This window comes from Pseudomonas sp. 5P_3.1_Bac2, assembly GCF_025465995.1.
Classification (GTDB): Bacteria; Pseudomonadota; Gammaproteobacteria; order Pseudomonadales; family Pseudomonadaceae; genus Aquipseudomonas.
Window position 1 is genome coordinate 172,200 of sequence record NZ_JANLNY010000030.1, and the last position, 23,658, is coordinate 195,857.

The following is a 23,658-nucleotide window of genomic DNA, read 5'->3' on the forward strand; positions in this document are numbered from 1 at the left end:
GTAGCGACTCGCTAGCCTTGCCAGCCAAGTACGGTCGGCCCTGTTACGCAAAGCATTGACGCTGAGCTGTGACAGGGCTGATTTGTGTCAAAGGTTAATTTAATTAAGGACAGCACATGTCTCGTCGTACGTCCCCCGTCATACCCGGCTTCGGGCTGACGCTGGGCTACACCTTGGTGTACCTCAGTTTGTTGGTGTTGATTCCGCTGGGTGCCATGTTTGTTCACGCAGCACAGCTTACCTGGGCAGAGTTCTGGTCGATTATTTCGGCTCCCCGGGTGTTGGCTGCACTTAAGTTAAGCTTTGGCACTGCCTTTGCGGCCGCGGTAGTCAACGGCATTATCGGCACCTTATTGGCATGGGCGTTGGTGCGTTACACCTTCCCCGGGCGTAAGGTTATCGAGGCCATGATCGACCTGCCTTTTGCCCTGCCGACCGCTGTTGCCGGTATCGCCCTGACGGCCCTGTATGCCCCCGGCGGTATGGTCGGCCAGTTCGCCACCGCGCTGGGCTTCAAGATTGTTTACACCCCTATCGGCATCACCCTGGCGCTGACTTTCGTCACCTTGCCCTTTGTGGTGCGTACCATCCAGCCAGTGCTGGCGGATATTCCCCGTGAAGTGGAGGAGGCCGCCGCTTGCCTTGGCGCCAAGCCTTTGCAGGTGTTCCGTTATGTGCTGCTGCCGGCCTTGTTGCCTGCTTGGCTCACCGGGTTTTCCCTGGCGTTTGCCCGGGGTGTCGGCGAGTACGGTTCGGTGATTTTTATCGCCGGTAATATGCCGATGAAAACTGAAATTCTGCCGCTGCTGATCATGGTCAAACTTGACCAATATGATTATCACGGTGCCACGGCCATCGGCGTATTGATGCTGGTGGTGTCCTTTATCCTGTTGCTGCTGATCAACTTGCTGCAGCGCAAAATTTCCAAGTCCTGAGGAGGTTGATATGTCTTCTGTATCCGTGACTGCAACAGCCTCAGCCAATGCCGCAAGGCGTGGCAACGTGCTGGGTCGGCGCCTGCTGATCGGTGCGGCGTGGCTGGTGTTTATCCTGTTTTTGCTGCTGCCTTTGGTGGTGGTGGCCAGTGAAGCGCTGAAGCAGGGCTTTGGCGCGTTCTTCACGGCTATCACTGAGCCTGATGCGATTTCCGCACTGAAGCTGACTCTGCTGGCGGTGGCCATCTCGGTGCCGCTCAACGTGGTGTTCGGCGTCGCCGCCGCTTGGTGTGTGAGCAAGTATGACTTTCGCGGCAAGAGCATCCTGGTCACGCTGATCGACCTGCCGTTTTCGGTGTCGCCAGTGATCGCCGGTTTGATCTATGTGCTGTTGTTCGGTGCCCAGGGCTTCTTCGGTGGCTGGTTGCGTGAGCACGATATTCAAATCGTGTTTGCTTTGCCGGGTATCGTGTTGGCGACCATCTTCGTCACCGTGCCCTTCGTTGCCCGTGAGCTGATCCCGCTGATGCAGGAGCAGGGCACCCAAGAGGAGGAGGCCGCGCGCTTGCTCGGCGCTAACGGCTGGCAGATGTTCTGGCACGTGACCTTGCCGAATATTAAATGGGGGCTGATCTATGGCGTGGTGCTCTGCACCGCCCGGGCCATGGGGGAGTTTGGTGCAGTATCGGTCGTATCGGGGCATATTCGCGGTTACACCAATACGTTGCCGCTGCATGTCGAGATTCTCTATAACGAATACAATCACGTTGCCGCTTTCAGTGTAGCCAGCCTGTTGTTGCTTCTGGCGCTGTTTATCCTGCTGCTCAAGCAGTGGAGCGAGTCACGCATTAACCGCCTGCGCCACAAGGCTGAGGACGAATAACCATGTCTATCCAGATTGCTAACGTCAGTAAAAACTTCAACGCGTTCAAGGCGCTGAACAACATCAACCTGAACATCAATAGCGGTGAGCTGGTGGCTTTGCTGGGCCCGTCGGGCTGCGGCAAAACCACCTTGCTGCGCATCATTGCCGGTCTGGAAACGCCAGACAGCGGCAGCATTGAGTTCCACGGTGAAGATGTCTCGAACCACGACGTGCGGGATCGCAACGTCGGCTTCGTTTTCCAGCATTACGCCTTGTTCCGCCATATGACCGTGTTCGATAACGTCGCTTTCGGCCTGCGCATGAAGCCCAAGGGCGAGCGCCCGAACGAAAACGTGATCAAGAAAAAGGTCCACGACTTGCTCGAGCTGGTGCAGCTCGACTGGCTCAGTGATCGCTACCCGGAGCAGCTCTCCGGTGGTCAGCGCCAGCGTATTGCCCTGGCTCGTGCCTTGGCGGTTGAGCCGAAAGTGCTGCTGCTCGATGAGCCCTTCGGCGCCCTCGACGCCAAGGTGCGTAAAGAGCTGCGGCGCTGGTTGGCGCGTCTGCATGAAGAAGTGCATCTGACTTCGGTGTTCGTTACCCACGACCAAGAAGAGGCCATGGAAGTGGCTGATCGCATCGTGGTGATGAACAAAGGCGTGGTCGAGCAAATCGGCTCGCCGGGTGAGGTGTATGAGAACCCGGCCAGCGACTTCGTCTACCACTTCCTCGGGGATGCCAACCGCCTGTATGTGGGCGAAGAGAAACACGTGCTGTTCCGCCCCCACGAGATTCACCTCTCGCGTCAGGCCGAAGAAGGCCATCAGGCCGGTGAGGTGCGTGATATTCGGCCGTTGGGCGCGATCACTCGGGTCACTCTGAAAGTGGCTGGGCAAAGCGAGCCCATCGAAGCCGAGGTGGCCAAGGATCACCTCAGCCTGGACAACCTCAGCCGTGGTCAAACGCTGTACTTCAAGCCTAAGGCCCAGTACAGCAACAGCGGCGTCTGAGGCCAAGCAGCGCACTAACAGGGCCAGCTTTCGCTGGCCTTTTTAGTGCAGCACACTCAGTGTCTCGCCCCTGGCCGCAGTGACTCCATGCAGGCCCATATAGGCCTGGAGTTGTTCCGCAGGCATGGGCCGGGCATAGATATGACCTTGTGTCAGGGTGGCGCCCAAGGCGAGGACTTGGGCGTGTTGCTGCTCGGTTTCGACGCCTTCGATGACCAGGTCGATCTCCAGCTCTTCAGCCATGATGATGCTGGCTTGAATAATGGCGCGACCGCGTGGTTGCTGCTGCAAGTTATGGACAAAGCTGCCGTCGAGTTTGATCTGGTTAAAGGGCAGTTCGCACAGGCGACGCAAGGACGAATAGCCGGCACCAAAGTCGTCCATGGCCAAACCACAACCGAGTAAGCGTAAGCGCACCAGATTTTCAAAACTGGTCGCGGGGGCGGTCAACAAGCCACTTTCGGTCACCTCTAGCATCACGGCGCCGGCGGGTAGGCGGTGTTCGAGCAAGGCCTGGCGGATGCTGTTAACCAGCTCGCGGGAGGCCAGTTGCGCCGGGTGCAGGTTGTACGCCAACTGCAATTGCTGGCCTTGGCGCTGCAGCTGTTGCTGTAAGGCACAGCCCTGCTTGAGCAGGCAGCTAAACAAGTCGCCATACAGGCTGTAGGCATTGATCACCGGCATAAACTGCTGGGGCGTGAGTAAGCCCCGATGCGGATGCTGCCAGCGTGCAAGGACTTCAGCGCCCTGGATGGCATTGGCGCGGATGTTCATTTTCGGTTGGAAATAAGGCTGGAACTCACCGTCGATGAGGCCCCGGATCACTTCCGTGATATCTGGCAGCTCTTGCAGCTCGGGCAGCAGTGGCTTGGGCAGGTCCCGGTTAAGTTGATACTGCATGAGGGATTTTTGCAGTTGTTCAGCCGGCATCGGTTTGCCCAGGTCGCCCAGAAACTGCAGACCGAGGAACTTGAGCATGCTCACCACGCCTTGGCGCACGCTCGGCTCTACGCTGCTGCTGATAATCACGGCTTTGATCAGGCCCAAAGAATAGGCCTGGCGCAGAAAGCTGGGACCGTCGCAGCCGGGCAAGTGCAGATCACAAATCACCACGTCGGCACCCGCGCAAGCTTGCAGTTGCTCGAGGGCTTGCTGGCCATCAGCGGCTTCAATGATGTGGTTGATACCGATTTGTTTGAGCGCCCCTACAGCCAGAGCGCGCTGGAAGCTGTGATCTTCTAAAACCAATACTTTAAGGGGCAGCATTTTCTAGTCTCCTGTTGCGTAGAGGCATGAGTCTAGGGGGCTGCCCGCAAGCAGTCTGTCGGGGGCGGGGTTATTCCTTGTAGGGGGTTTCGCAAGCGTGCTCAACCGGGTTTCAGTTCATTGGCAGCGCTTTGCGCAAGGATGGCCTGCTCCAGCTCCTGCAGCGCTTGAGCCACGGTCGTTGCGGCGCTTTGTAATTGGCTGGCACTGCAAGTGGCATCCTGGGCCAAGCGCTCCATGGCTTCACAGGCGGCGATCACATGGCGGGCCTGCACAATGCGCGCGGCGCCGCGGATTTTATGGGCGACGGCGCTGATGCCAAGGCGATCCTGTTGCTGGGCAAGCTGTATAAGCTCGGCAAGATCGTCACGGTTGCTGCTTAGCAGCTGCCCCAATAACTGCTGGCTACGGGCATGATCGCCTTGGGTCAGTTGCAGGGTCGTGGTCAGGTTAACCACCTCACTGCTGAAGGTCTTAGCAGGTGTTGCCGGTGCTACGAGCGGTGGCACCGTCGCGGTGTGGGCGGTCAGTTCGGTGAGGCTAATGGGTTTAAACAAACATTGATTCATTCCGGCTTGCAGGCAGCGCTCTTGCTCCTCCGGTTGGGCATTGGCGGTGTAGCCGAATATCGTGCAGGGCGGCAATTGGCGCTGCGCCTCGGCGGCACGTATGGTTTCGGCAAGCTGGTAGCCATTCATGTTGGGCATGTTGCAGTCGGTGATGACCAGATCGAAAGTCTGCTTGTTCCAACACTCCAGGGCCTGCGCGCCATCTTTGGCCTGGCTTACATGGTGGCCGAGAAACTCCAATTGCTGCGCCAGTAGCAGCAGGTTAGCGGGGTGATCATCAACGATCAGCACTTGCAAACTGCTCGCGGTGATTGGGCCCGCTTCAGCGGCATGTTGATCCCGTGGGCCTAGCGCCGGCATACAGCTGAGGGTCAGTTGCAGGCTGACTTGGGTGCCGGTGCCTGGCTCACTGTTAAGGCTTAATGTGCCTCCCATCATCTCGCACAGCGCGCGGCAAATGGCTAAGCCCAGACCCGTGCCGCCACGGGCTGCGCTGGTATGGCTACCGGCTTGGGCGAAGGGCTGAAATAAGCGGGCTTGATCCTTGGCCGAGATGCCAATGCCGCTGTCGCTGACCTGTATGTCCAGCTGAATGCGCTCCTCGGCGAGGAGGGTGCCGTTGATACGCAACTGCACCTGACCTTTGTCAGTGAATTTAATCGCATTGCTGATCAGGTTGGAGAGGATCTGTTTAAAGCGCACTGGATCGATCAATACGTCGATGGCGCTACCACTTTCAAAGTCGAAATCCAGGGTCAGGTTGAGCCCCTTTTGCCGGGCCAGGCCATCAAATACCCGCACCACCGACTCGGCCAGCTCGCGCAGATTGCTGCGCCGTGGGGCGAGGTTAAGGCGCCCGGATTCAATGCGCACGATATCCAGAATGTCGCCAATCAGCTCCAGCAAACCCTTCGCCGAGGCATAGGCTACTTCGATAGTGGAAGGATCAAAGCGGCCATCGCTGGCGCGTTTTTTCAGGGCCAATTCGAGCATGCCGATAATGGCGCTCATGGGCGTACGAATTTCGTGGCTCATGGTGGCGAGGAAGGTGGTTTTCGCCCGGCTGGCCTCGTCGGCTTCTTCTTTAGCCGATTGCAATTGCTCAATCAGTTGCTGGCGCTCGCTGATATCCAGCCAACCACAAATCACCCCTTGCACTTCGCCCTGGCGGTCGCGGTAAGGGTGAATCCAGTGATAAATGCGTAGCACCTGGTCGTTGAGGGTCAGCGTGCGATCCTGGGCCGAGGCCTGACCTGTGGCCATGGCTTGCAGGTATTCAGCATGAAAACTGCGCGCCTGTTGGTGATTGTTTTTCACCCCCTGCATGCTGGTTTTGCCCACGACATCGGCCTCGTCTAAGTCGACGGCGTTGAGATAAGACTGATTACAACTGAGCAAACGGCCTTGGCGATCACGCACGTAAATAGGCAGTGGGGTGCCGTCAATCAACGTGCGCATAAAGTGCAGTTGATCTCCCAGCGCTTGTTCGGCGGCGCGGCGTTGGCGCACTTGGCGCTGCAGGTTGAGATTCCACAGCACGGCTGCGCCAATCAGTAAGGCGATGCTGCCGGCGATTTGCAGAATCAAGGTGTGGTAGTCCATCAAGCTGGTATCGCGCAACGAGGTGTTAGCCCGCCAGCGGGTGCTGATGACATTCAACTCATCGGGCGGAATGTCTTGCAGGACCTTGTTCAAAATGGACTGCAACTCGGTGTCGGCGCGGCGCATGGCAAAGGAAAATAACGCGCTGTCCGGCTCAATAATGCCGACGATTTTTAGCTCGAGATCTTTGCCGTGCTGCAAGTAGTAGCGCGCGACATTCAAGGGCGCGATGGTCACGTCGGCTTGGTTGTTATGCACCAGGTTAAGGGTGTCGACGAAGTTCTTTGACTCCACAATGTTGACGTCATGGAGGACCGACTGCAGCCGCTCGAACAGGATGTGACCTTTGGAAATAGCCACACGATGGCCCCGCAAACTGTTCAAGTCGCTGAACTCGGTCCGGCCATCACGGGTGACCAAACAAAAGGGCATGGTCGAGAAGGGCAGGCTGAAGCGCATGGTCGCTTCGCGCGCCAGACTTTGCGTCAGCACCGTGAGATCGGCGCTGTTGTTGGCGAGGGCCTCGGACAAGTCGGTGATCTCATCAAAGCGCGTGGCTTCAAATTTTTGCCCGGTGCGCAAACTCACCATTTTGAGGATATCGGACATAATTCCGGCGAAGTTGTCGTCCTCATCAATAAAGGCCACCGGCGCCTGATCAATGCTCATGGCCACTCGCACAATGGGATGGCGATTGACCCAGTTCTGCTCGCTGGGCGAGAGATCCAGCTGTTGCCGGGTAAAGGTGCCACTGCCACCGCCCCAGCGCCTGATGATCTCGCTGGCCTGTTGCGGCGTGACCAACTGCAGGGCCTGATTGATGATCTGGCGTAACAGCTCGTCACTTTTGCGCAGGGCGAAGCTGGTGCCGCCGGGGGATATTTTGATAATCCGCTCGATGGTGACGTAGTTGAAATACTGCTCGTTGATCAACAGGTTGGCCGACAACGTATCCCCCAGGTAGAGATCGGCATGACCAAATGCCAGGGCCGCCAGCGCTTCTTGAGGGGTGTTGAAGGTTTGCAGCAGGGCGCTGGGGAAATACTCGCGAATGGCGCCGGGGGTCAGGTAATTGTCCGCCACGGCGATTTTGACCCCGGCGAGGTTCGCCGGAAACATGCGTTTTTCATTGAGCCGGCTGTACAGTGCGGTTTGCTCGGGCACATAGCTGTCGCTCAATACCCGTGACTGTTGCTCGGTATCCGTGAGGTTGGCGCTGGAGAGCAGGTCGATCTCGCCATTTTTCAGCGCCTCCCTGGCTTGCAGGCGATTATTGAATAGCGTGACTGAAATCGGCACGCCCAGCAGCTGGGCCAGTAACGCGGCATAGTCGGCACTCAAGCCTTCATAGCGCTGACCGCTGATGGTGATGTCGAAGGGACGGTTGTTTGGCTGCGAGACGCCCAGGCGCAAGGATTCCTTGTTACGCAGCCAGCGCCACTGTTGTTCGCTTAAGTTGAGCTTTTGCGCCTGCTTGTGACTGCGCCCCCATAGTTCGAGCTGCACAGGCGAGCTGAGGGCATAGCTGAGGTTGGGCAGGGCTAGGCACAGTACGATAAACCACGACAACGTTTTCATAGGGCACCGGGCTATATCGTACAAATAAATGGTTAGATGGCTTAGTTGTTAGCTTTTAGTAAATGCCTGTTTGGTTTTGCTATTAAGTTTAATCTTCGGCAGGGGCTGGCTTAGATAATTGAGTTGCGTTTGGCTATTTCAATTAATTCCGCCAGGTTGCTGACCTGAAGTTTAGTGATAAGCCGGGATTTGTAAGTGCTAATGGTTTTTTCACTGAGCAATAAGGTCTTGGCGATATCACGCACCCTTTGCCCGCGAGCCAAGTGGCGCAGCACCGTAATTTCCCTGGAAGACAAATGCTTGATGGCGTCCTGCTCGACACTGGAGTGGGTAGGCACACTGCTGGTCGATTGCGATAACTGGATGGTCGGAAACAGGGTGTAGCCGGCCAGAATAATTTTCACCGCTGTGAGTAATCCGTCCAGGTCATCGTCTTTGCTGACAAAGCCGGAAGCTCCGGCCCGTGAGCAGCGCACGGCGTACTGATCGGCGGCCATCCCTGAAAACACTAGGACTTTAGGTGCATCTTCGGCGTCGCAGAGGCGCTGCAACACGGCAAAGCCATCCAGTTTGGGCAGGTCGATATCGAGGATGATCAACTGCGGCTTGAGGTTACGTACTAAGCCAATGACGTCGACGCCACAGTCCGCCTCGCCGACTACTTGGTGGCCTGCATTTTCCAAGAGCATCCGTACTGCCATGCGCACTACTGCATGGTCATCGGCAATAAGTATTTGTGCCATTTAAAACCTATTTATCTAACGGCGAAGGATGTTTGACTGTTTGGGCTTGACGCGATTGGCGTATTAACTATTTGGCTTAATTTATAGATGAAGTAAAAGGTGCCTTCAATTTAGTGGGGAGTAAATAGTATGGAAGTGTGGGCGCGCAGTGTGCCTGCCCCGGTTTTTATCTGCCAGTGCTGTTCCAGTAGTTTGCGTTGAATAGGGAAATCCCTACAGGGCTGTCAGGCGTAGCCGGCTTATTAATTAAACCGGCTTGCCAATAATTCTCGCCATTGAAATTGCAGCAGAAATGGTGAAGACAGTGAGCAAACTACATCAGCAACACGGTGCACTGCGCCGCGATTGTTCAGCGAGTGGCCAGCGAGCTAAATGCAAACGCGCTTCGGCATGGGCGGGTATGGCCCTGTTTTTTTACGGCTATGAAGTGACCGTTGCGCCTTTGGCTATGGCTTCTGCTGCACTGGATAGCAGTAGCGAGCGTACGGCGTTGGATTCCCAACGGCAGTTTATTTTGCATGTGGCGCAGTCGGAGAGTCTGGCCCAAGTCGCCCAGCGTTTTGCCGTGAGCGAGGCGCAATTGCGCACGCTACAGGAGCAGAACCAAGCCCGTGGCTGGTCGCAGTCATTATGGCTGGTGCCGAAAAGCAGCAGTGGTGAGACGGCCAGCTATCCCGGTTATGTCCTGCATCAGATGCGCGCTGGTGAGAGTCTGGCGTCCCTGGCCCTGGCGAATAACCGCTCGGTGGCGGAGTTGCGCCGGTTGAATGCCATGGTCATGGGCGACTCCGCTGTGGCCGGGCTCAGTACGGGTGGCTGGTTGTTGTTGCCGGCCCCGGTGGCGAGTGTGGATCAGACTGCCCAGCAGGGTAATCAGCGCCAGTACCAAGCCTACGAGCAGCGGGTGGCGCAGCTGATGGCGGCGATTGGTGAGACCCATCAAAACCGTGCCGACAGCGATGTGGCAGGGCAGTCGGTAAGCGGCATGCTCGGTCAGCAGTTGGCCAGCGGTGCGGGCAATGCACTGGCCAATGAGGTGGAAGAGCTGCTGGGTAACCATGGCCGCGCCAGGGTGAATGTCAGCACTAACCTGGATAGCAAAGACGTCAACCTCGAGCTGGATTACCTGCACCCCTTGCTGCAGCACGATAAGGGCATCGCCTTCGCTCAGGTCGGCACCCGGCGTGTCGCTGAGCGGCATATCGGCAACCTCGGGGTGGGCTATCGGCATCAAGTGAGCGACAAGCTGATGTTGGGGGTGAACACCTTCATTGATCAGGACTTTACCCGTGACCACACCCGCGCCAGCATGGGCGTTGAGGCCTGGGGTGAAAGTGCGCGGCTGGGGGCCAACCTGTATGCACCGGTTAGCGGTTGGAAAGCCTCTGATGAAGACAGCCTGAATAAGGATCCTGAACTGTACGACCTGTTCGAGCGGCCGGCCAAGGGCTGGGATGCACGGGCGGAAATCGCCTTGCCGGGCGCGCCACAATTGGCCCTGACCGGTAAGTACTTCCAGTGGCAGGGGGAGTCTGTCGACGTTAGCGGCAGCGGCAGCCTGGAAAAAAATCCCAAGGGTTATAGCGCCGGGATTAAATGGCAGCCCGTGCCGTTGCTGGGCTTTGCGGCCGAGCACCAGAAAATCCAAGGTGGCGATTCCAGCTGGCAAGTGGGCGCCAGCCTGAACTGGAGCTTTGACCTGAGCCTGGATGAGCAACTGGACAGCAAAAAAGGCCGCGCCGTACTGCCGTTGGCGCAAGCGCGGACCGACTTTGTGCAGCGTGATTACAGCGTGGTGCTGGAATACAAACACAAAGATAAGAAGTTCGAGCCCTTTGTCTTCGCCCAAGCCCAACTGGAGCTGACCGCACCGTTGCCATCGGCTACAGGGCCCTTGGTCAGCCCTGGGCCAGAACTGCGTGGGGTGATCCCGAGCGCGCAGATTCGTTATGAAAAAGGTGCTGAAACCTTAGACACGACAACCCGTGGTGCTAAGGACGGTGAAGTGAGCGTAGATCCCGCAACTGGCTACGTCAGTGTGCCGCCCGGCTTAAGTGGGCGCACCGTACAGGTCATCGCCTACCGTGAAATCAGCGGTACGTTGAACGCCACGGCCAGCTATCAGCTGGTGGTGAAGACGCCGCTGGATAGCGATGGTGACGGTCTGTTCGACCTTGAGGAGGAGCAATACGGTACCGATCCGCATAATCCTGACTCCGATGGTGACGGCATGACGGATAAAGAGGAAGTTGATGCTGGCTTTAACCCGCTCGACCCTAGCGATCCAGGCCCCGCGCCGGAAGTGGATGTCACCGACATCCAAGGCACCCTGGAAGTTGGGCAAAGCCTGACCGGGGTGTACAGCTTCGACGACAAGGGCGGCGATGCGACAGATGCTTCGACTGTGCGTTGGCTTAACGGCGCCACTGTGGACAGCGATACCACCTACGAGCTGAGTGCAGAAGATGTGGGCCGGGTGCTGACCTTTGAAGTCGAGGCGAAAAACGCCAAGGGTGTGGTCGGCAATACTGATCGAATCAGCACTGCTGAAGCTCCAGGCGTGAGCGGTGGCGATAACGGCAGCATTGGCAAGAAAACACCTAAGGTCAGCAACCTGAGCATCAGCGGTTTGTTGGAGCCTGGGCAGACCCTGACCGGCAGCTATGACTTCATCGATAACGATGACGACAGCAGCAATGACGCAGCCAACGATGCCTCGGTGGTGGCGTGGCTGAATGGGGCACAAGCCGATAGCGATACGCAATATCTGTTGCATGCAGACGACGTGGGCAAGGTGCTGACCTTTGAAGTTACGGCCAAGCGTAAGAGCGATGGTTTAAACGGCAACGTCGAGCGAGTCGATACCGCGACGGCTATTGCCCCCCCGAGCGTTGATCCGCAAGCACCATTGGCGGTGGCCGTTAGTGGCCTGCAGCAAGGGCATCCGATCGTGGGTCAGGCGGTTACGGCAGAAGTCAGCTGCTCCGGGACCTGTGCGGCAGAGCTGCTGTATGACTGGCAGATCGAAACGGCTGAGGGCAGCGAGAGCTATACCAGCATTGGCCAACCCAGCAACAGCAACACCTATCTACCGCTGGGGACTGAACAGAAGCGCCGAATCCGGGTTGAGGTGACTAAGCCTTAAGTGTGGAGGCGATCAAAGGCGCGTGGAGCACATCCACCCATAGCTAAGCTCAAGGCTGTGGGTGGCATTAAAGACAAGTGCGTACGTTGAGCGATGACAGCACAACTTAAGCAGCTGCAGTGCCGCAGCAACAAAGAGGTAGGCGTTATGAAAAAGATTGTACTAACAACTGGCTTGATCTTGATCAGTAGCAGCTTGCTGGCCGCTAACCTTACGGAGCGAACCAGTACGGTTAAAGGCAGTAAGCCCGCCATCACCAGCACTGTCGGTATTTTCAACTACTCGATGCGGGGCTGGCCACCCACTGTGGGTGACGAGCTGCGTCATTACACGATTTCGGCCAAAGATCCCGATGGTGACCCTGTTTCCACCCGCATTGAGTGGCTGCGCGATGGGGTCGTAATACCGGGGGCTACGGCGCTTGCCTATAAAACCGTCAGTGCTGATATTGGCAGCAACTTAGTGGTGCGTATGTACGTCTGGTCACCCTCGGCCACGACTGATCCCTCTGAGGGAGATGTGGTTACCACGCCGACCTTGGGCGAGGTGCAGGGCGCTGAATTGCTGTATCCGCCAGCGCCGATCTATCGCCTCAATCTTGCGGCAACCACCGGCGAGGCGGCGAATGCAGCTTGTCAGGCCGATGGCGCACGTTTGCCCACCTCGGGGGAAACCTATCGCACTTATATGCAGTCCACGAGTGCCACTGGATCTACGGGCAATAACACGGATATGTGCACGCAATGGGGCTGGCCGCTCAATGGCCAGTGCGGTGGGACCACCGACACATATTGGATTAACTACAACGGCTATAAGGCCTACAGCATGCGCACGGGGTCCCAAGGCGGCACTACGGGCTATGTCATGTGTGTGAAAAACTAGTCTGATTGGCGCGGCACACCTTAACGGCGCCGGTGCGGTTGCCGTTAAGGCCTGTGGGCGGGTCTTGACCGCCTGTGAATGAGCGCGAGCCCCGCGCCGTGTGGCGCGGGGTGAAAAGCAGCACAGGCTATTTAGCTGCGGCCAAACTCAGCGGTTGAGATCCGCAAAATATTGCCCATCAAATACCAGGCCTTCCAGCAGCGGCGAGGGTTGCCAGAACAGGGGGTCGGTCTTGGCGTAGCGCTGGATATTGCTCAGCACCAGCTCCAAACCCTGGTGGTCGGCGTACCACATGGGCCCGCCTTGGTGGCGCGGGAAGCCATAGCCGTTGAGCAGCACCACATCCACATCCAGGGGGCGCAGCGCGATGCCTTCGGCCAACACATTGGCGCCTTCGTTGATCATCGCGGCCAGATAACGCTCGACGATTTCAGCGGCGCTGAAGGTCTTCGGCGTGATGCCAGCCTCGCTGCGCACTTGCGCGATGATCGCCTCCACCTCCGGATCCGGTGTGCCTTGGCGTGAGCCCGTGCTGTAGCGGTAATAGCCGCGTCCGCTCTTTTGCCCGAACCAGCCGCGCTCGCACAGCTGGTCGGCCACGCTGACATAACGCAGGCGCGGGTCGCGTTGCGCGGCTTTGCGCTTGCGGGTGGCCCAGCTGATATCGCCGCCCGCCAGATCGACCACTTCAAAGGGCCCCATGGCGAAGCCGAAGTCGCGAATGGCTTGGTCGATGGCATAGGGCGAGGCACCGTCGAGCATCATCAGCTCGGCTGCCTCGCGATAGACCGCGAGCATGCGGTTGCCGATGAAGCCATCACACAGGCCGGCGCGTACCGGCGTTTTGTTGAGGCTTTTAGCCAGGTTAAAGGCCGTGACAATGGTGCGTGCATCGGCCTTGCTGGGCACCACCACCTCGACCAGTTTCATGATGTTGGCCGGGGAGAAAAAGTGGATGCCAATCACCCGCTGCGGGTGCTTGAGATCCTGGGCCATGGCATCGATATCCAGGTACGAGGTGTTGCTGGCGATGATGCAATCGGTGCGGCAGCAAGCCTCCAGCTTGGCCAGCAAGGCACGCTTGACCGCCATGTCCTCGAACACCGCCTCGATCACCAGGTCAGCATCGGCCAGCACACTGTAGTCGGTATGGGTAATCAGCCGGGCCAGGCGTTGGTTTTTATCCTCAACGCTGATGCGCTGGCGCTCGACCAAGGTTTGATAGGTGGCGCTGATGCGCTCACGGCCATGTTCGAGGGCCGGTTGATCACGCTCTAGCAGCAGCACCTCGTAGCCGCCATCGAGCAGGGCGAGGCTGATTCCGACGCCCATGGTGCCCGCGCCGATCACGCCAATACGCTTGAGTTTGGCGGGGGTGGCGGTGCTCTGTTCGGCGATTTTGTCGCAGGTTTTTTCGGCAAAAAACGCATGCACCAGTGCCGCCCGTTGCGGACTGTTGAGGCATTTGCCAAACAGCTCGCGCTCGGTGCTCAGGCCTTCGGCGAAGGGCTGATGCAGCGCGGCGCTGACGGCGGCGACGATATTTTGTTGCGCCAGTCGGTCCGGATGACGCTTGGTTTTTTCTTGCGCTTGGGCAATTTGCTGGGCGGCCAGCACCTGATCGGCCAGACCTTGCTCATTGCAGGTGCGGCGCAGCGGCTCGGGATTGTGGCGGGCCTGCTGGGCATAGTTCAAGGCGCTTTGATGCAGGTTGTCAGCCGGCACTAAGCGATCAACCAGGCCTTCGGCCAAGGCTTGGCTGGCATTCAGGGGCTTGCCGCCGAGCATGAGCTCCAGGGCTGCTTTCGCGCCGATTAAGCGCGGCGCCCGTTGGGTGCCGCCGCCCCCTGGAATCAAACCCAAGTTCACTTCCGGCAAGCCCAGCTTGGCCAGCGGTGTGGCCAGCCGGTAATGGGCGGCTAAGGCCAGCTCCAGACCGCCGCCTAAACAGGCCCCGGTGATGGCGCAGATCACCGGTTTAGTGCAGCTCTCAATCGCTTGGCAGAGGTCGCTGAGGCTAGGGTGGGAGGTGCGGCCAAACTCGCTGATATCGGCGCCAGCGCAAAAGTGCCGGCCGGAGCCGTGCAAGATGATGGCCTGCACCTGCTCGTTGGCTTGGGCCGTTTCTAGGGCCGCACTCAAGCCTTGTTTGACCGCCGAGCTAAGGGCGTTGACGGGTGGGTTGTTAAGGGTGATGACGGCGATACCTTGTTCAAGCGTCACCAGAATGCAGTTTTGCGCGGGAGTTGTAGACATGCTCTTCACCGACTGAGTGCATGAAAGGGAAGGGCTGGGCAGTGACACTAAACCACTACCCAATCACTCGTGGCCTAGGCGCGTTGTGGCACGCCATGCTCAAGGTTAGGGGGGGTACCGGCGAGGTCCTTGGCATCGGCCTGCTCGGCGGTGGACAGGTCACTGGCGCGATGCCCGGTTTTACTTAACAACACCAGGGTCGCGAGCAGAGAAATCACCGCATAGCTGCCGGCGGCAATCGCCACCCAGAAAATTTCCCCGGTGGTGTTGAGAATCCACTGCGCCAAGACCGGGGTGCCGCCACCGATTAACAACGAACATAGTTGGTACGACATCGACAATCCCGTGTAGCGAATGCGGGTGGGGAAGGCACGGGCCAAAATGCCGCCCACGGCGCCGTAAAACATGGCATGGGGAATGGTCGCCAGTGCCATACCGAGGGCCGCTACCCAGTAGATGTGGGTTTCGATGGCGAAGAACATGGCCGGCATAAAGATCAGCTCCGGCACCAGCATCAGAATCACCGCCTTACGCATATCAATCTTAGTCGTAAGTAAGGCGCCAATGGGCTGGGAAATAAACTGGACGATTAACGCAATAATAATAATGCTGAGGAAAGTTTCCTGTGAATAACCCAGGCTCTTAGTTGCCCAAGATAAAGCGAAGGTGGTTTTAAAGTAAGTAACATGGATCGCCGGAATAACTAATGCGCCAATTAATACCAAGCGCCAGTGATTGCGCAGTACTTCAATGATGGGCATCTTTACGGTTTTGTTTTCGGCAATCAGTTTCTTCATATCGGCGGCTTCTTCCAGGCGCAGCCGGATCACCATGCCAACAATTACCAGCACCGCGGATAACAGAAACGGAATCCGCCAGCCCCACAGGATGAACTCGGGGGTGGGGATCGCACTTAAGGCCAGAAACACCACCGTGGCCAACAGGTTGCCAGTGGGTGAGCCTTGCTGCGCGAACGCCGAGTAGAGAATGCTTTTGCCCTTGGGCGCCTGCTCGCTGGCGATCAGCACCGCGCCGCCCCATTCGCCGCCGACGGCGACGCCCTGGACGATCCGCAGCAGCACCAGCAGCAGGGGCGCCCAGTAGCCTAGGGTGTCATAGGTGGGCAGCAGGCCAATCCCGGTGGTAGCCACCCCCATCATGATCAGGGTGATAACCAGGGTGTTCTTACGGCCGATCTTGTCGCCTAAGTGACCAAAGATCAGGCCGCCGATGGGCCGTGCGACAAACCCCGACCACAGGGTCAAGAAGGCCAGCAAAGTGGCCACGCCCGGTTCCAGGTCGGGGGAGAAAAAGATCTTGCCGAAGACTAACGCCGCGGCAAAGCCATAGATATAAAAGTCATACCACTCAATGGTGGTGCCAATAAAAGACGCAATACCAGCTTTGCGTGCTTTGGCTGCTTGAAGCTTGTATGCAGGGTCGGCGGTTTCGCTCATAAGTTTGACTCGTTATTGTTTTATATGCAGTGCCGCAGCCAGGCAGGTACGGCGTTGGATCGCTGGAGTCTAGGGGGGTGTTTTGTAAATAAATAATCTTTATTACTTATCGTTTGATAAGCGCAGCAGTGCAGCCACAGTCTGCTGTGGTGTGGCTGGGTTTATATAAGAGGATTCTTAATAAGTTGCCGGGGTGTATTAACCCGGCACTTACAGGCGCTTTACGCGCTGGCGGCGGGCAGGCATTGGCGCAGGGTGTCGATAAAGCACTGGTTGGCCTGCGATTCGTTGCCTTCAGCATAAATGGCGTGGGTTTCCGCCGGCATTCCAGGCTGCGCAATGGTGGCGTAGTGCACCGCCGCGGGCCAGGCGTGGCAAAGGGTTTGCGGCACCAGGGCGACCCCCATACCGAGGCTGACCATGCTGACAATGGTCTGCCACTGGCGCGCTTCGTGGCGGATGGCCGGGCTGAAACCGGCGCTGACGCAGCGCGCCACGATCAGGTCGTGGTAATGGGGCGAGGCGGTGCGTGGGAACAGGATAAAACCGTCGTCATGCAACTGACTAAGGTCCAGCTCCGTTTGCCCGGCGCAGCGGTGATCCTGTGGCAAGCAGCAAACGAAAGGATCGGTCATCAGCAATTGCGACGAAATCCCCGGCGCCGCCCGGCCCCAGTGCACGAAGCCAAGGTCGATCTGACCACGTTGCAGGGCGTGGGCTTGTTCTGAGCTGTTGAGCTCCATCAGCACCACTTCGATATCGGGCTGCTCACTCTGGAAACGGGCAATCGCCGCGGGCAGGCCGCGATGCAGCATGGAGTTGACGAAGCCGATACGCAGGCGTCCGCTTAGGCCTTGCGCCGAGCGCACGGTCAGGCGGCGCACTTGCTCCAGTTGCACCAGCAGGCTGCGGCTTTCGTTGAGCAAGGTTTCGCCGGCGCTGGTCAGCTTGACTGACTTGTTGTTGCGCAGCAGCAGCTGCACGCCGAGCTGTTCTTCGAGCTTTTTGATGTCGAAGCTCAGCGCCGGCTGGGAAATAAACAGGCGGGCGGCGGCCCGGCCGAAGTGCAGCTCCTCAGCGACGGCGATGAAATAGCGCAGCTGTTTGAAGTCCATGTCCGCTCTCCTTCGATTTAGATTGCTTATCGTAGAAGCCTTTTTTTGTATTGGATAGTTATCAATGTGACTCCTAGCATCAGGTCATTCCGAGCCACTAGGAGCAGCACAATGACTAATCACAGTTCCGTTTCGCTCAACCCCTCGAATGTTCCCGATAGTCACGGCATCAACCTGTTTAACGCTGACCGCACCTTGGCGCGCCTGCTGGCGGTGTATCTCAGTGAGGCCGAATTGACCCAGTGGACGCCGACCTTGGAGCGCCTGGGCGCCCGCGCCGGGGGGGAGTTGGATAGCCTGGCGCTGTCGGCCGATAAGAATCCGCCCGTGCTGCACCAACGCACCCGCAGCGGGGGCGATACGCAAAGCATCGAGAAGCATCCGGACTTTATCGCCCTGGAAAAAGTCGCCTACGCCGAGCTGGGTTTGTCGTCCTTAAGCCATATGGCCAACGCTCCGGCGCCACTGGTTAAGTACGCCCTCACGTATCTGTTTGTACAAGCCGAGTTTGGCCTGTGCTGCCCGGTCAGCATGACCGATTCGCTGACCCGTACCCTGCGTAAATATGGCGACCCGCAACTGGTGGCGCGTTATCTGCCGTCCTTGGCTAACCGCGACTTCGATCAGCTGTATCAGGGCGCCATGTTTATGACCGAGCAGGATGCCGGCTCCGACGTGTCGCAGACCGTTACCCAAGCCCGTCATGAGGATGGCCAGTGGAAGCTGTATGGCGAGAAGTGGTTCTGCTCCAACCCTGACGCCGACCTGGCCATGGTCTTGGCCCGCGCTGCCGACGGCCCGGCAGGGCTTAAGGGCGTCAGCCTATTTCTGCTGCCCAAGCGCCTTGAGGACGGCAGCCACAACGCCTATCGCATCGTGCGCCTGAAAGACAAATTAGGCACGCGCTCCATGGCCAGCGGCGAGATCAGCCTGGAAGGCGCCACGGCCTATCTGGTCGGGGAAATGGGCCGTGGTTTCCAACAAATGGCCGACATGATCAACATGTCGCGCCTATCCAACGGCGTGCGGGCGGCCGGCATGATGCGCCGCGCGGTGACGGAGGCGCTGTATATCGCGCGCAATCGCATGGCCTTTGCCAAGCACCTGATCGAGATGCCGCTGATGCAGCGTCAGCTCCTCAAGATGCAGGTGCCGACCGAGCAGGCGCGTTCGATGTTTATGCACACCGCAACGCTGCTGGCCAAGGCCGATAAGGGCGACGAGCAGGCGCAAAAATGCGTGCGCATCCTCACCCCGCTGATCAAGTTTCGCGCCTGCCGCGATGCCCGCCGGGTGACTGGCGATGCCATGGAGGTGCGTGGCGGCGTCGGTTATATCGAGGAATTCAGCGATGCCCGCCTGGTGCGCGACTCGCATCTGGGGTCGATCTGGGAAGGCACCAGCAATATCGTCGCGCTGGACATTGCCCGCGCCGTGACCCGCGAAGATGCCCTGCAACCCCTGCAGGATTATTTACACACGCTGCTCGCCGACAGCCTCAGCCTGGGCCTGCCCAACGCCAGTGCTAAATGCCTGGAGCACGTGCTGGAGCGGGCTTTCGCCGGCATGAACTACATGGCCCAGAGTCACTGCAGTGAAGACGTGCGCCGCGCCGGCAGTGCGGTGTACAACATCAGCAGCGCCATCTTTATGGCTTGGGAAGCGATGCAGGCCAACGACTTCGCCCGCTTGGGGCTGGTCCATCTGCTGCTGCAACACAAGCTGTTGCCCAAAGACCCATTGGTGCCTGGCTACACGCAAAAGCAGTTGGCCATTCTGGCCTTGTTGGCGGACGAGCAAACGCTTACCTCGGCGCAAGCCCTAGAGCTGCTGCCCGCTGTCGCGCAGAACGCCGTCAGAGCGGCGCAGCCCGCATAAGGACTATGCATGAGTATTCAAACTGGAGCCCTGGCGGGCATTAAGGTGCTGGATCTGAGTCGCGTCTTGGGTGGCCCTTACTGCACCCAGGCGCTGGCCGACCACGGCGCACAGGTGATCAAGCTGGAACCCCTGCGCGGTGATGAAACCCGTGGCTGGGGGCCGCCCTTTGTCGGTGACACGGCTGCCTATTACCGTGGCGTTAACCGCAATAAGCAAGGCATTGCCGTGGACCTCTCGCAGCCCGCCGGGCAGGAGGTGTTTCTGCGCCTGCTCAGCGAGGCCGATGTGCTGGTCGAGAACTTCAAGCCCGGTACTTTGCAGCGCTGGGGCTTGGGTTATAACGAAGTGCTCAGGGAGAAATTCCCGCGGTTGGTGCATTGCTGCGTCAGCGGTTTTGGCGAGCAAGGGCCGCTGGGTGGGTTGCCCGGTTACGATGCGGCAATCCAGGCCATGGCCGGGCTGATGAGCGTTAACGGCAGCCACCATAGCGGGCCGATGCGGGTCGGTTTGCCGATCGTGGATATGGTCACCGGGCTTAACGCCATGAACGGCATCCTGCTGGCCCTGCAAGAGCGTGAGCGCAGTGGACGCGGCCAGTTTGTCGACATCACCCTGTATGACTGCGCGGTGTCGCTGCTGCATCCCCATGTGCCCAACTACCTGGCCTCGGGCCACGAGCCGGTATTAACCGGCAATGCTCATCCCAATATCGCTCCTTACGACTGCTACCAAACCGGTGGTGAGCCGGTGTATTTGGCCGTGGGCAACGACAACCAGTTCGCCATCCTCTGCCAGCACATCGGCGCGCCGGACATGCCGCAGGATGGGCGCTTCGCCAATAACCGCGAGCGCTCGGTGCATCGTCAGGTGCTGAAGTACGAGCTGGAATTACATCTGGCCAAGCAGCTTGATGCGCAGCAGTTGGTGACGGCGTTAATCAACAAGGGCGTGCCCTGCGGTGTGATTAGCAGCGTGAAGCAGGTGATCAACCATCCGCACACCCAGTTCCGCCAGATGATCCAGCAACTGGGGGATTACCAGGGCATCGCCTCGCCGATCAAGCTGTCGCGCACTCCGGCGCAGTACCGCCTGGTGCCGCCAGCCTTGGGTGAGCACACCGTCGCGGTGTTGCAGGCCCATGGTTACAGCGCCGAGGACATTGCCGCGCTGGCCGAGCAGGCCGTGATCAACCGCTAAGCCATCTATTCAGCGTGCCGCGTGCCTGCATGGGGCGCGGTTTTTTTGTGAGAGTCCCTATGTCTGAAGCTTTGATTATTGATGCGATCCGCACGCCCATCGGTCGTTACGCCGGGGGCTTGAGTCAGGTGCGCGCCGATGACCTTGCCGCAGTGCCGATCAAGGCCCTGATGCAGCGCAACCCCGGTCTGGATTGGGCCGCCGTGGATGACGTGCTGTACGGCTGCGCCAACCAGGCCGGTGAAGATAACCGCAACGTCGCCCGAATGGCTGCCTTGCTCGCAGGCCTGCCGGTGACGGTGGGCGGTAGCACCATCAACCGCCTGTGTGGTTCCGGCATGGATGCCGTGGCCATGGCTGCCCGGGCGCTGCGCTGCGGCGAAGGGCAACTGATGATCGCCGGTGGCGTTGAGTCGATGACGCGCGCGCCTCTGGTCATGGGCAAAGCACAAACCGCTTTTGATCGCAGCGCTCAGGTATTCGACAGCACCATTGGCTGGCGCTTTGTAAACCGCCTGATGCAGGAGCAGTACGGTATCGACTCGATGCCGGAAACCGCAGAGAACGTGGCGGCGCAGTTTGCTATTAGCCGTGCCGATCAAGATGCCTTTGCCCTGCGCAGTCAGCAAAAGGCTGCCGCGGCCATGGCCGCAGGTTTTCTCGCCAGCGAGATCACCCCGGTACGGCATCGGCCGCGCAAGGGGCCGGCGGTTGAGCTGCTGGCAGATGAACATCCACGGCTCACCACCCTTGAGCAGCTCGCCAAACTGCCCACTCCGTTTCGCCAGGGAGGCAGCGTCACCGCCGGCAATGCCAGCGGGGTCAACGATGGTGCCTGCGCTTTACTGCTGGCGTCGGGCGCGGCGGCGCAGCGGCATCAATTGCGCCCCCGGGCGCGCATCGTCGCCTGCGCCACCGCCGGAGTCGAGCCGCGGATTATGGGCATTGGTCCAGTGCCTGCGGTGCAGAAGGTGTTGCAACTGGCAGGCTTAGGTCTGACGCAAATGGATGTGATCGAGCTTAACGAAGCGTTCGCCGCCCAAGGCTTAGCCGTACTGCGCGAGCTGGGGCTCAAGGATGATGATCCACGGGTCAACCCTTACGGTGGCGCCATTGCCTTGGGCCACCCGCTGGGCATGAGCGGTGCGCGGCTGATCACCACCGCGCTGTATCAACTGGAACGGCAAAACGGCCAATACGCCCTGTGCACCATGTGCATTGGCGTTGGCCAAGGTATCGCGCTGATTATCCAGCGCGTTTAAAGCATCGCCCGCGCGAGGGCACCTTTAGCAGCACCCCTGAGCTTGGGAGGACAGCTACCTGTCTGTTGCCTCTACCCGCTCCGCCAGCCCCAACCCACCCAGGGGCTGCCGGAGCGTTTTTTTTTGCCTGTGATTTAGCGCTTCAGAATTCCCCTACATGGGCGTAGGGGTTAACTGCTATTGACCATCACCGGGGTCGATGAAAATGAGCCCACATTGTGCAGCAGGCCGTGACTTAGCCGCCACACAGGGCCCATGTAGTTTGGGTCGCAAAGATCATCGCCAGCGTCAGCGCGCTAGCCTGAACAACCCTTGGAGAACGCTAAATGAAAGCTCAACTGTCGAAGAAAACCAGCCAACTGCTTGCCCTGAGCTTCGGTCTGGCTTTTACCGCTTCCTCGTTTGCCGCTGTAACTTCCAGCCCTACCGCAACCGTTATGGGCCACGCGCCGGAAGTGATCACCCCAGCGGTGATCAGCCTGAAAACTGACGCCGATGGCAACGGTTTGATCAACGCCGGTGACACCCTCAAGGCCGAGTGGAACATTGCCACCGACGTGACCGACGCTGACGGCGATGACATCTCCGCTAGCTCCTACGAGTGGTTTGCTGATGGCGTGTCGGTCGGCGACAGCACTGAACTGGTGATCACTGAGGCCCATCGCGGTAAGCAGATTACCCTCAAGACCACCGCGCTTACCGACCCGAGCATCACCGATCCGGTAATGAGCGAACCTGCCCTGGCCTCGATTGATCCGGCCATTGGCCCAGAGATCAGCATTCCGGGTGAAGGGACTGCCTTGGGTGTAACCATCAACGGTATGGTCGATGGCTCGCCTAAAGTCGGCACTGCGCTGACCGCCGTTGTCGCCTGTGAAGGCAGCTGTGGCACCTTGACCTACCAATGGCAGATTGAGTCGGCCGTGGGCAGCGGTAGCTTCAACAATATCGCTGGCGCTACCAGCCAAGCCTATACCCCGCTCAAAGGCGACCAGAAACGCCAGATTCAGGTGGTCGTAGGCAACTAAGCCAAGCCCCTGCGCTTAACAAGCCGGTGATTGCTCATGCAGTGACCGGCTTTGCCGCTGCCCAGGCCGGCATGGCACGACCTGGGTTTTGCGCTGCGAAGCGCTTTCGCCGCTCCCAACTTAGTGAGGTGCGTGATGCTGTCAGCATCCCCAGCAAAGTCATCAAGCGCTCGCCACACCTGGTGGGTAGCGCTCACTCTGTTGCTCTTGGCTGAGCTCGCCAGGCTGATCTGGCTGGAGTTGACGCAACTATGACTATCTCTCAATTAGTGCGCGGCTTAACCCTGGGCTGTGTATGTATGAGCGGGCTCGCAGTAGCCGAACCCGCCGCACGCGAGGCGCAGCTGCATCTGAATTTTCATATGGCGCTGGCCAGTAAAGGGCAGCGTATCGTTGGCGCCACCTTGATTAACCAAGGCGCTCAAGCCATCAGCCATGGCTACGTGGTGGTCACCTTGATCGACGACCACTGCCGGCCACTCAAAAGTATCCTGCACAGCTTTGGCAAAATCCCCGCGCAAGCCAAGGTGCAACTGCAAGTGCCCATTGATCAGGATTTCTACAGTTATCGCCTAGCCAGTCTGGCGGGCTTTGACAGCCAAGGTTTTAGCGTGCCGACAGTGGATGATAACCAGGCCATTCTTCAGGCCCGTGAGCCCGAAGCGCGGGAATATTGCGCGGCGATGAATGGCCAGGCGTGAGGTTGGTCATGGGCTTTATGCCGCCTAGGCAAAGGCCAGGCGGGCGACTGGCGCACGCTTAGATTGGGCTAAAGGTTTCCACTGGGCACGTGCATCGGTAGAGTCTGCACGATGTTATTGCTGCACTAATCAGCACCGGCGACAGCCCTAGTCGTCTACAGTGCTG

16 protein-coding genes are annotated in these 23,658 nt (G+C 58.8%); 10 read left to right on the forward strand and 6 right to left on the reverse strand.

Going from position 1 to position 23,658, the window contains the following annotated elements; genetic code table 11:
- The first annotated feature begins 116 nt into the window (after positions 1-116).
- The 3 genes from cysT to NTD81_RS20215 are packed head-to-tail and all read left to right on the forward strand — an operon-like array spanning position 117 to position 2,810.
- Positions 117-935, forward strand: a complete 819-nt coding sequence (gene cysT / locus NTD81_RS20205; RefSeq protein WP_262184534.1) for a sulfate ABC transporter permease subunit CysT — start codon at positions 117-119, stop codon at positions 933-935.
- 10 nt (positions 936-945) lie between these two features.
- Complete coding sequence (cysW, locus tag NTD81_RS20210; protein WP_262184535.1) at positions 946-1,818, forward strand: sulfate ABC transporter permease subunit CysW; 873 nt, start codon at positions 946-948, stop codon at positions 1,816-1,818.
- A gap of 2 nt (positions 1,819-1,820) precedes the next feature.
- On the forward strand, positions 1,821-2,810 hold the full coding sequence (locus NTD81_RS20215) for a sulfate/molybdate ABC transporter ATP-binding protein (RefSeq protein WP_262184536.1): 990 nt from the start codon (positions 1,821-1,823) through the stop codon (positions 2,808-2,810).
- Positions 2,811-2,852: 42 nt separating this feature from the next.
- Here NTD81_RS20215 and NTD81_RS20220 read toward each other — a convergent pair whose 3' ends face one another.
- The 3 genes from NTD81_RS20220 to NTD81_RS20230 all read right to left on the reverse strand — a co-directional run bounded on the left by NTD81_RS20220 (position 2,853) and on the right by NTD81_RS20230 (position 8,568).
- A complete protein-coding gene (locus tag NTD81_RS20220) occupies positions 2,853-4,076 on the reverse strand; it encodes an EAL domain-containing protein (RefSeq protein ID WP_262184537.1) in 1,224 nt (407 codons plus the stop codon).
- 101 nt (positions 4,077-4,177) lie between these two features.
- Complete coding sequence (locus NTD81_RS20225) at positions 4,178-7,825, reverse strand: ATP-binding protein (protein WP_262184538.1); 3,648 nt, start codon at positions 7,823-7,825, stop codon at positions 4,178-4,180.
- Positions 7,826-7,935: 110 nt separating this feature from the next.
- Positions 7,936-8,568 carry a response regulator transcription factor gene (locus NTD81_RS20230; RefSeq protein ID WP_262184539.1) on the reverse strand — a complete coding sequence of 211 codons (633 nt, stop codon included), beginning with the start codon at positions 8,566-8,568 and terminating at the stop codon, positions 7,936-7,938.
- Between the two features lie 400 nt (positions 8,569-8,968).
- Between NTD81_RS20230 and NTD81_RS20235 the strand changes: the two genes are divergently transcribed.
- Both NTD81_RS20235 and NTD81_RS20240 read left to right on the forward strand, forming a co-directional pair.
- Positions 8,969-11,713, forward strand: coding sequence for a ZirU family protein (locus NTD81_RS20235; RefSeq protein ID WP_262184540.1), 2,745 nt, complete (start codon positions 8,969-8,971; stop codon positions 11,711-11,713).
- Positions 11,714-11,860: 147 nt separating this feature from the next.
- The gene (locus NTD81_RS20240) at positions 11,861-12,595 is read left to right on the forward strand and encodes a hypothetical protein (RefSeq protein WP_262184541.1); all 735 of its coding nucleotides are present in this window, start codon (positions 11,861-11,863) and stop codon (positions 12,593-12,595) included.
- 147 nt (positions 12,596-12,742) lie between these two features.
- Here NTD81_RS20240 and NTD81_RS20245 read toward each other — a convergent pair whose 3' ends face one another.
- From NTD81_RS20245 to NTD81_RS20255, 3 genes are all read right to left on the reverse strand, one after another.
- Positions 12,743-14,851, reverse strand: a complete 2,109-nt coding sequence (locus tag NTD81_RS20245) for a 3-hydroxyacyl-CoA dehydrogenase NAD-binding domain-containing protein (RefSeq protein ID WP_262184542.1) — start codon at positions 14,849-14,851, stop codon at positions 12,743-12,745.
- Positions 14,852-14,925: 74 nt separating this feature from the next.
- Positions 14,926-16,308, reverse strand: coding sequence for an MFS transporter (locus NTD81_RS20250; RefSeq protein WP_410017192.1), 1,383 nt, complete (start codon positions 16,306-16,308; stop codon positions 14,926-14,928).
- Positions 16,309-16,529: 221 nt separating this feature from the next.
- On the reverse strand, positions 16,530-17,423 hold the full coding sequence (locus tag NTD81_RS20255; RefSeq protein WP_262184543.1) for a LysR family transcriptional regulator: 894 nt from the start codon (positions 17,421-17,423) through the stop codon (positions 16,530-16,532).
- Between the two features lie 111 nt (positions 17,424-17,534).
- On the opposite strand from NTD81_RS20255, the gene NTD81_RS20260 reads away from it, so the two are divergent.
- From NTD81_RS20260 to NTD81_RS20280, 5 genes are all read left to right on the forward strand, one after another.
- Positions 17,535-19,301 carry an acyl-CoA dehydrogenase family protein gene (locus NTD81_RS20260; RefSeq protein WP_262184544.1) on the forward strand — a complete coding sequence of 589 codons (1,767 nt, stop codon included), beginning with the start codon at positions 17,535-17,537 and terminating at the stop codon, positions 19,299-19,301.
- Positions 19,302-19,310: 9 nt separating this feature from the next.
- Positions 19,311-20,501, forward strand: a complete 1,191-nt coding sequence (locus tag NTD81_RS20265; RefSeq protein WP_262184545.1) for a CaiB/BaiF CoA transferase family protein — start codon at positions 19,311-19,313, stop codon at positions 20,499-20,501.
- Positions 20,502-20,560: 59 nt separating this feature from the next.
- Positions 20,561-21,763: a 3-oxoadipyl-CoA thiolase gene (gene pcaF / locus NTD81_RS20270; RefSeq protein ID WP_262184546.1), complete on the forward strand. Its 1,203-nt coding sequence runs from the start codon at positions 20,561-20,563 to the stop codon at positions 21,761-21,763.
- Positions 21,764-22,089: 326 nt separating this feature from the next.
- Entirely contained in the window at positions 22,090-22,791 is a 702-nt protein-coding gene (locus NTD81_RS20275; RefSeq protein ID WP_262184547.1) for a ZirU family protein, read from the forward strand.
- 299 nt (positions 22,792-23,090) lie between these two features.
- Complete coding sequence (locus tag NTD81_RS20280; RefSeq protein ID WP_262184548.1) at positions 23,091-23,492, forward strand: hypothetical protein; 402 nt, start codon at positions 23,091-23,093, stop codon at positions 23,490-23,492.
- Positions 23,493-23,658 lie beyond the last annotated feature (166 nt).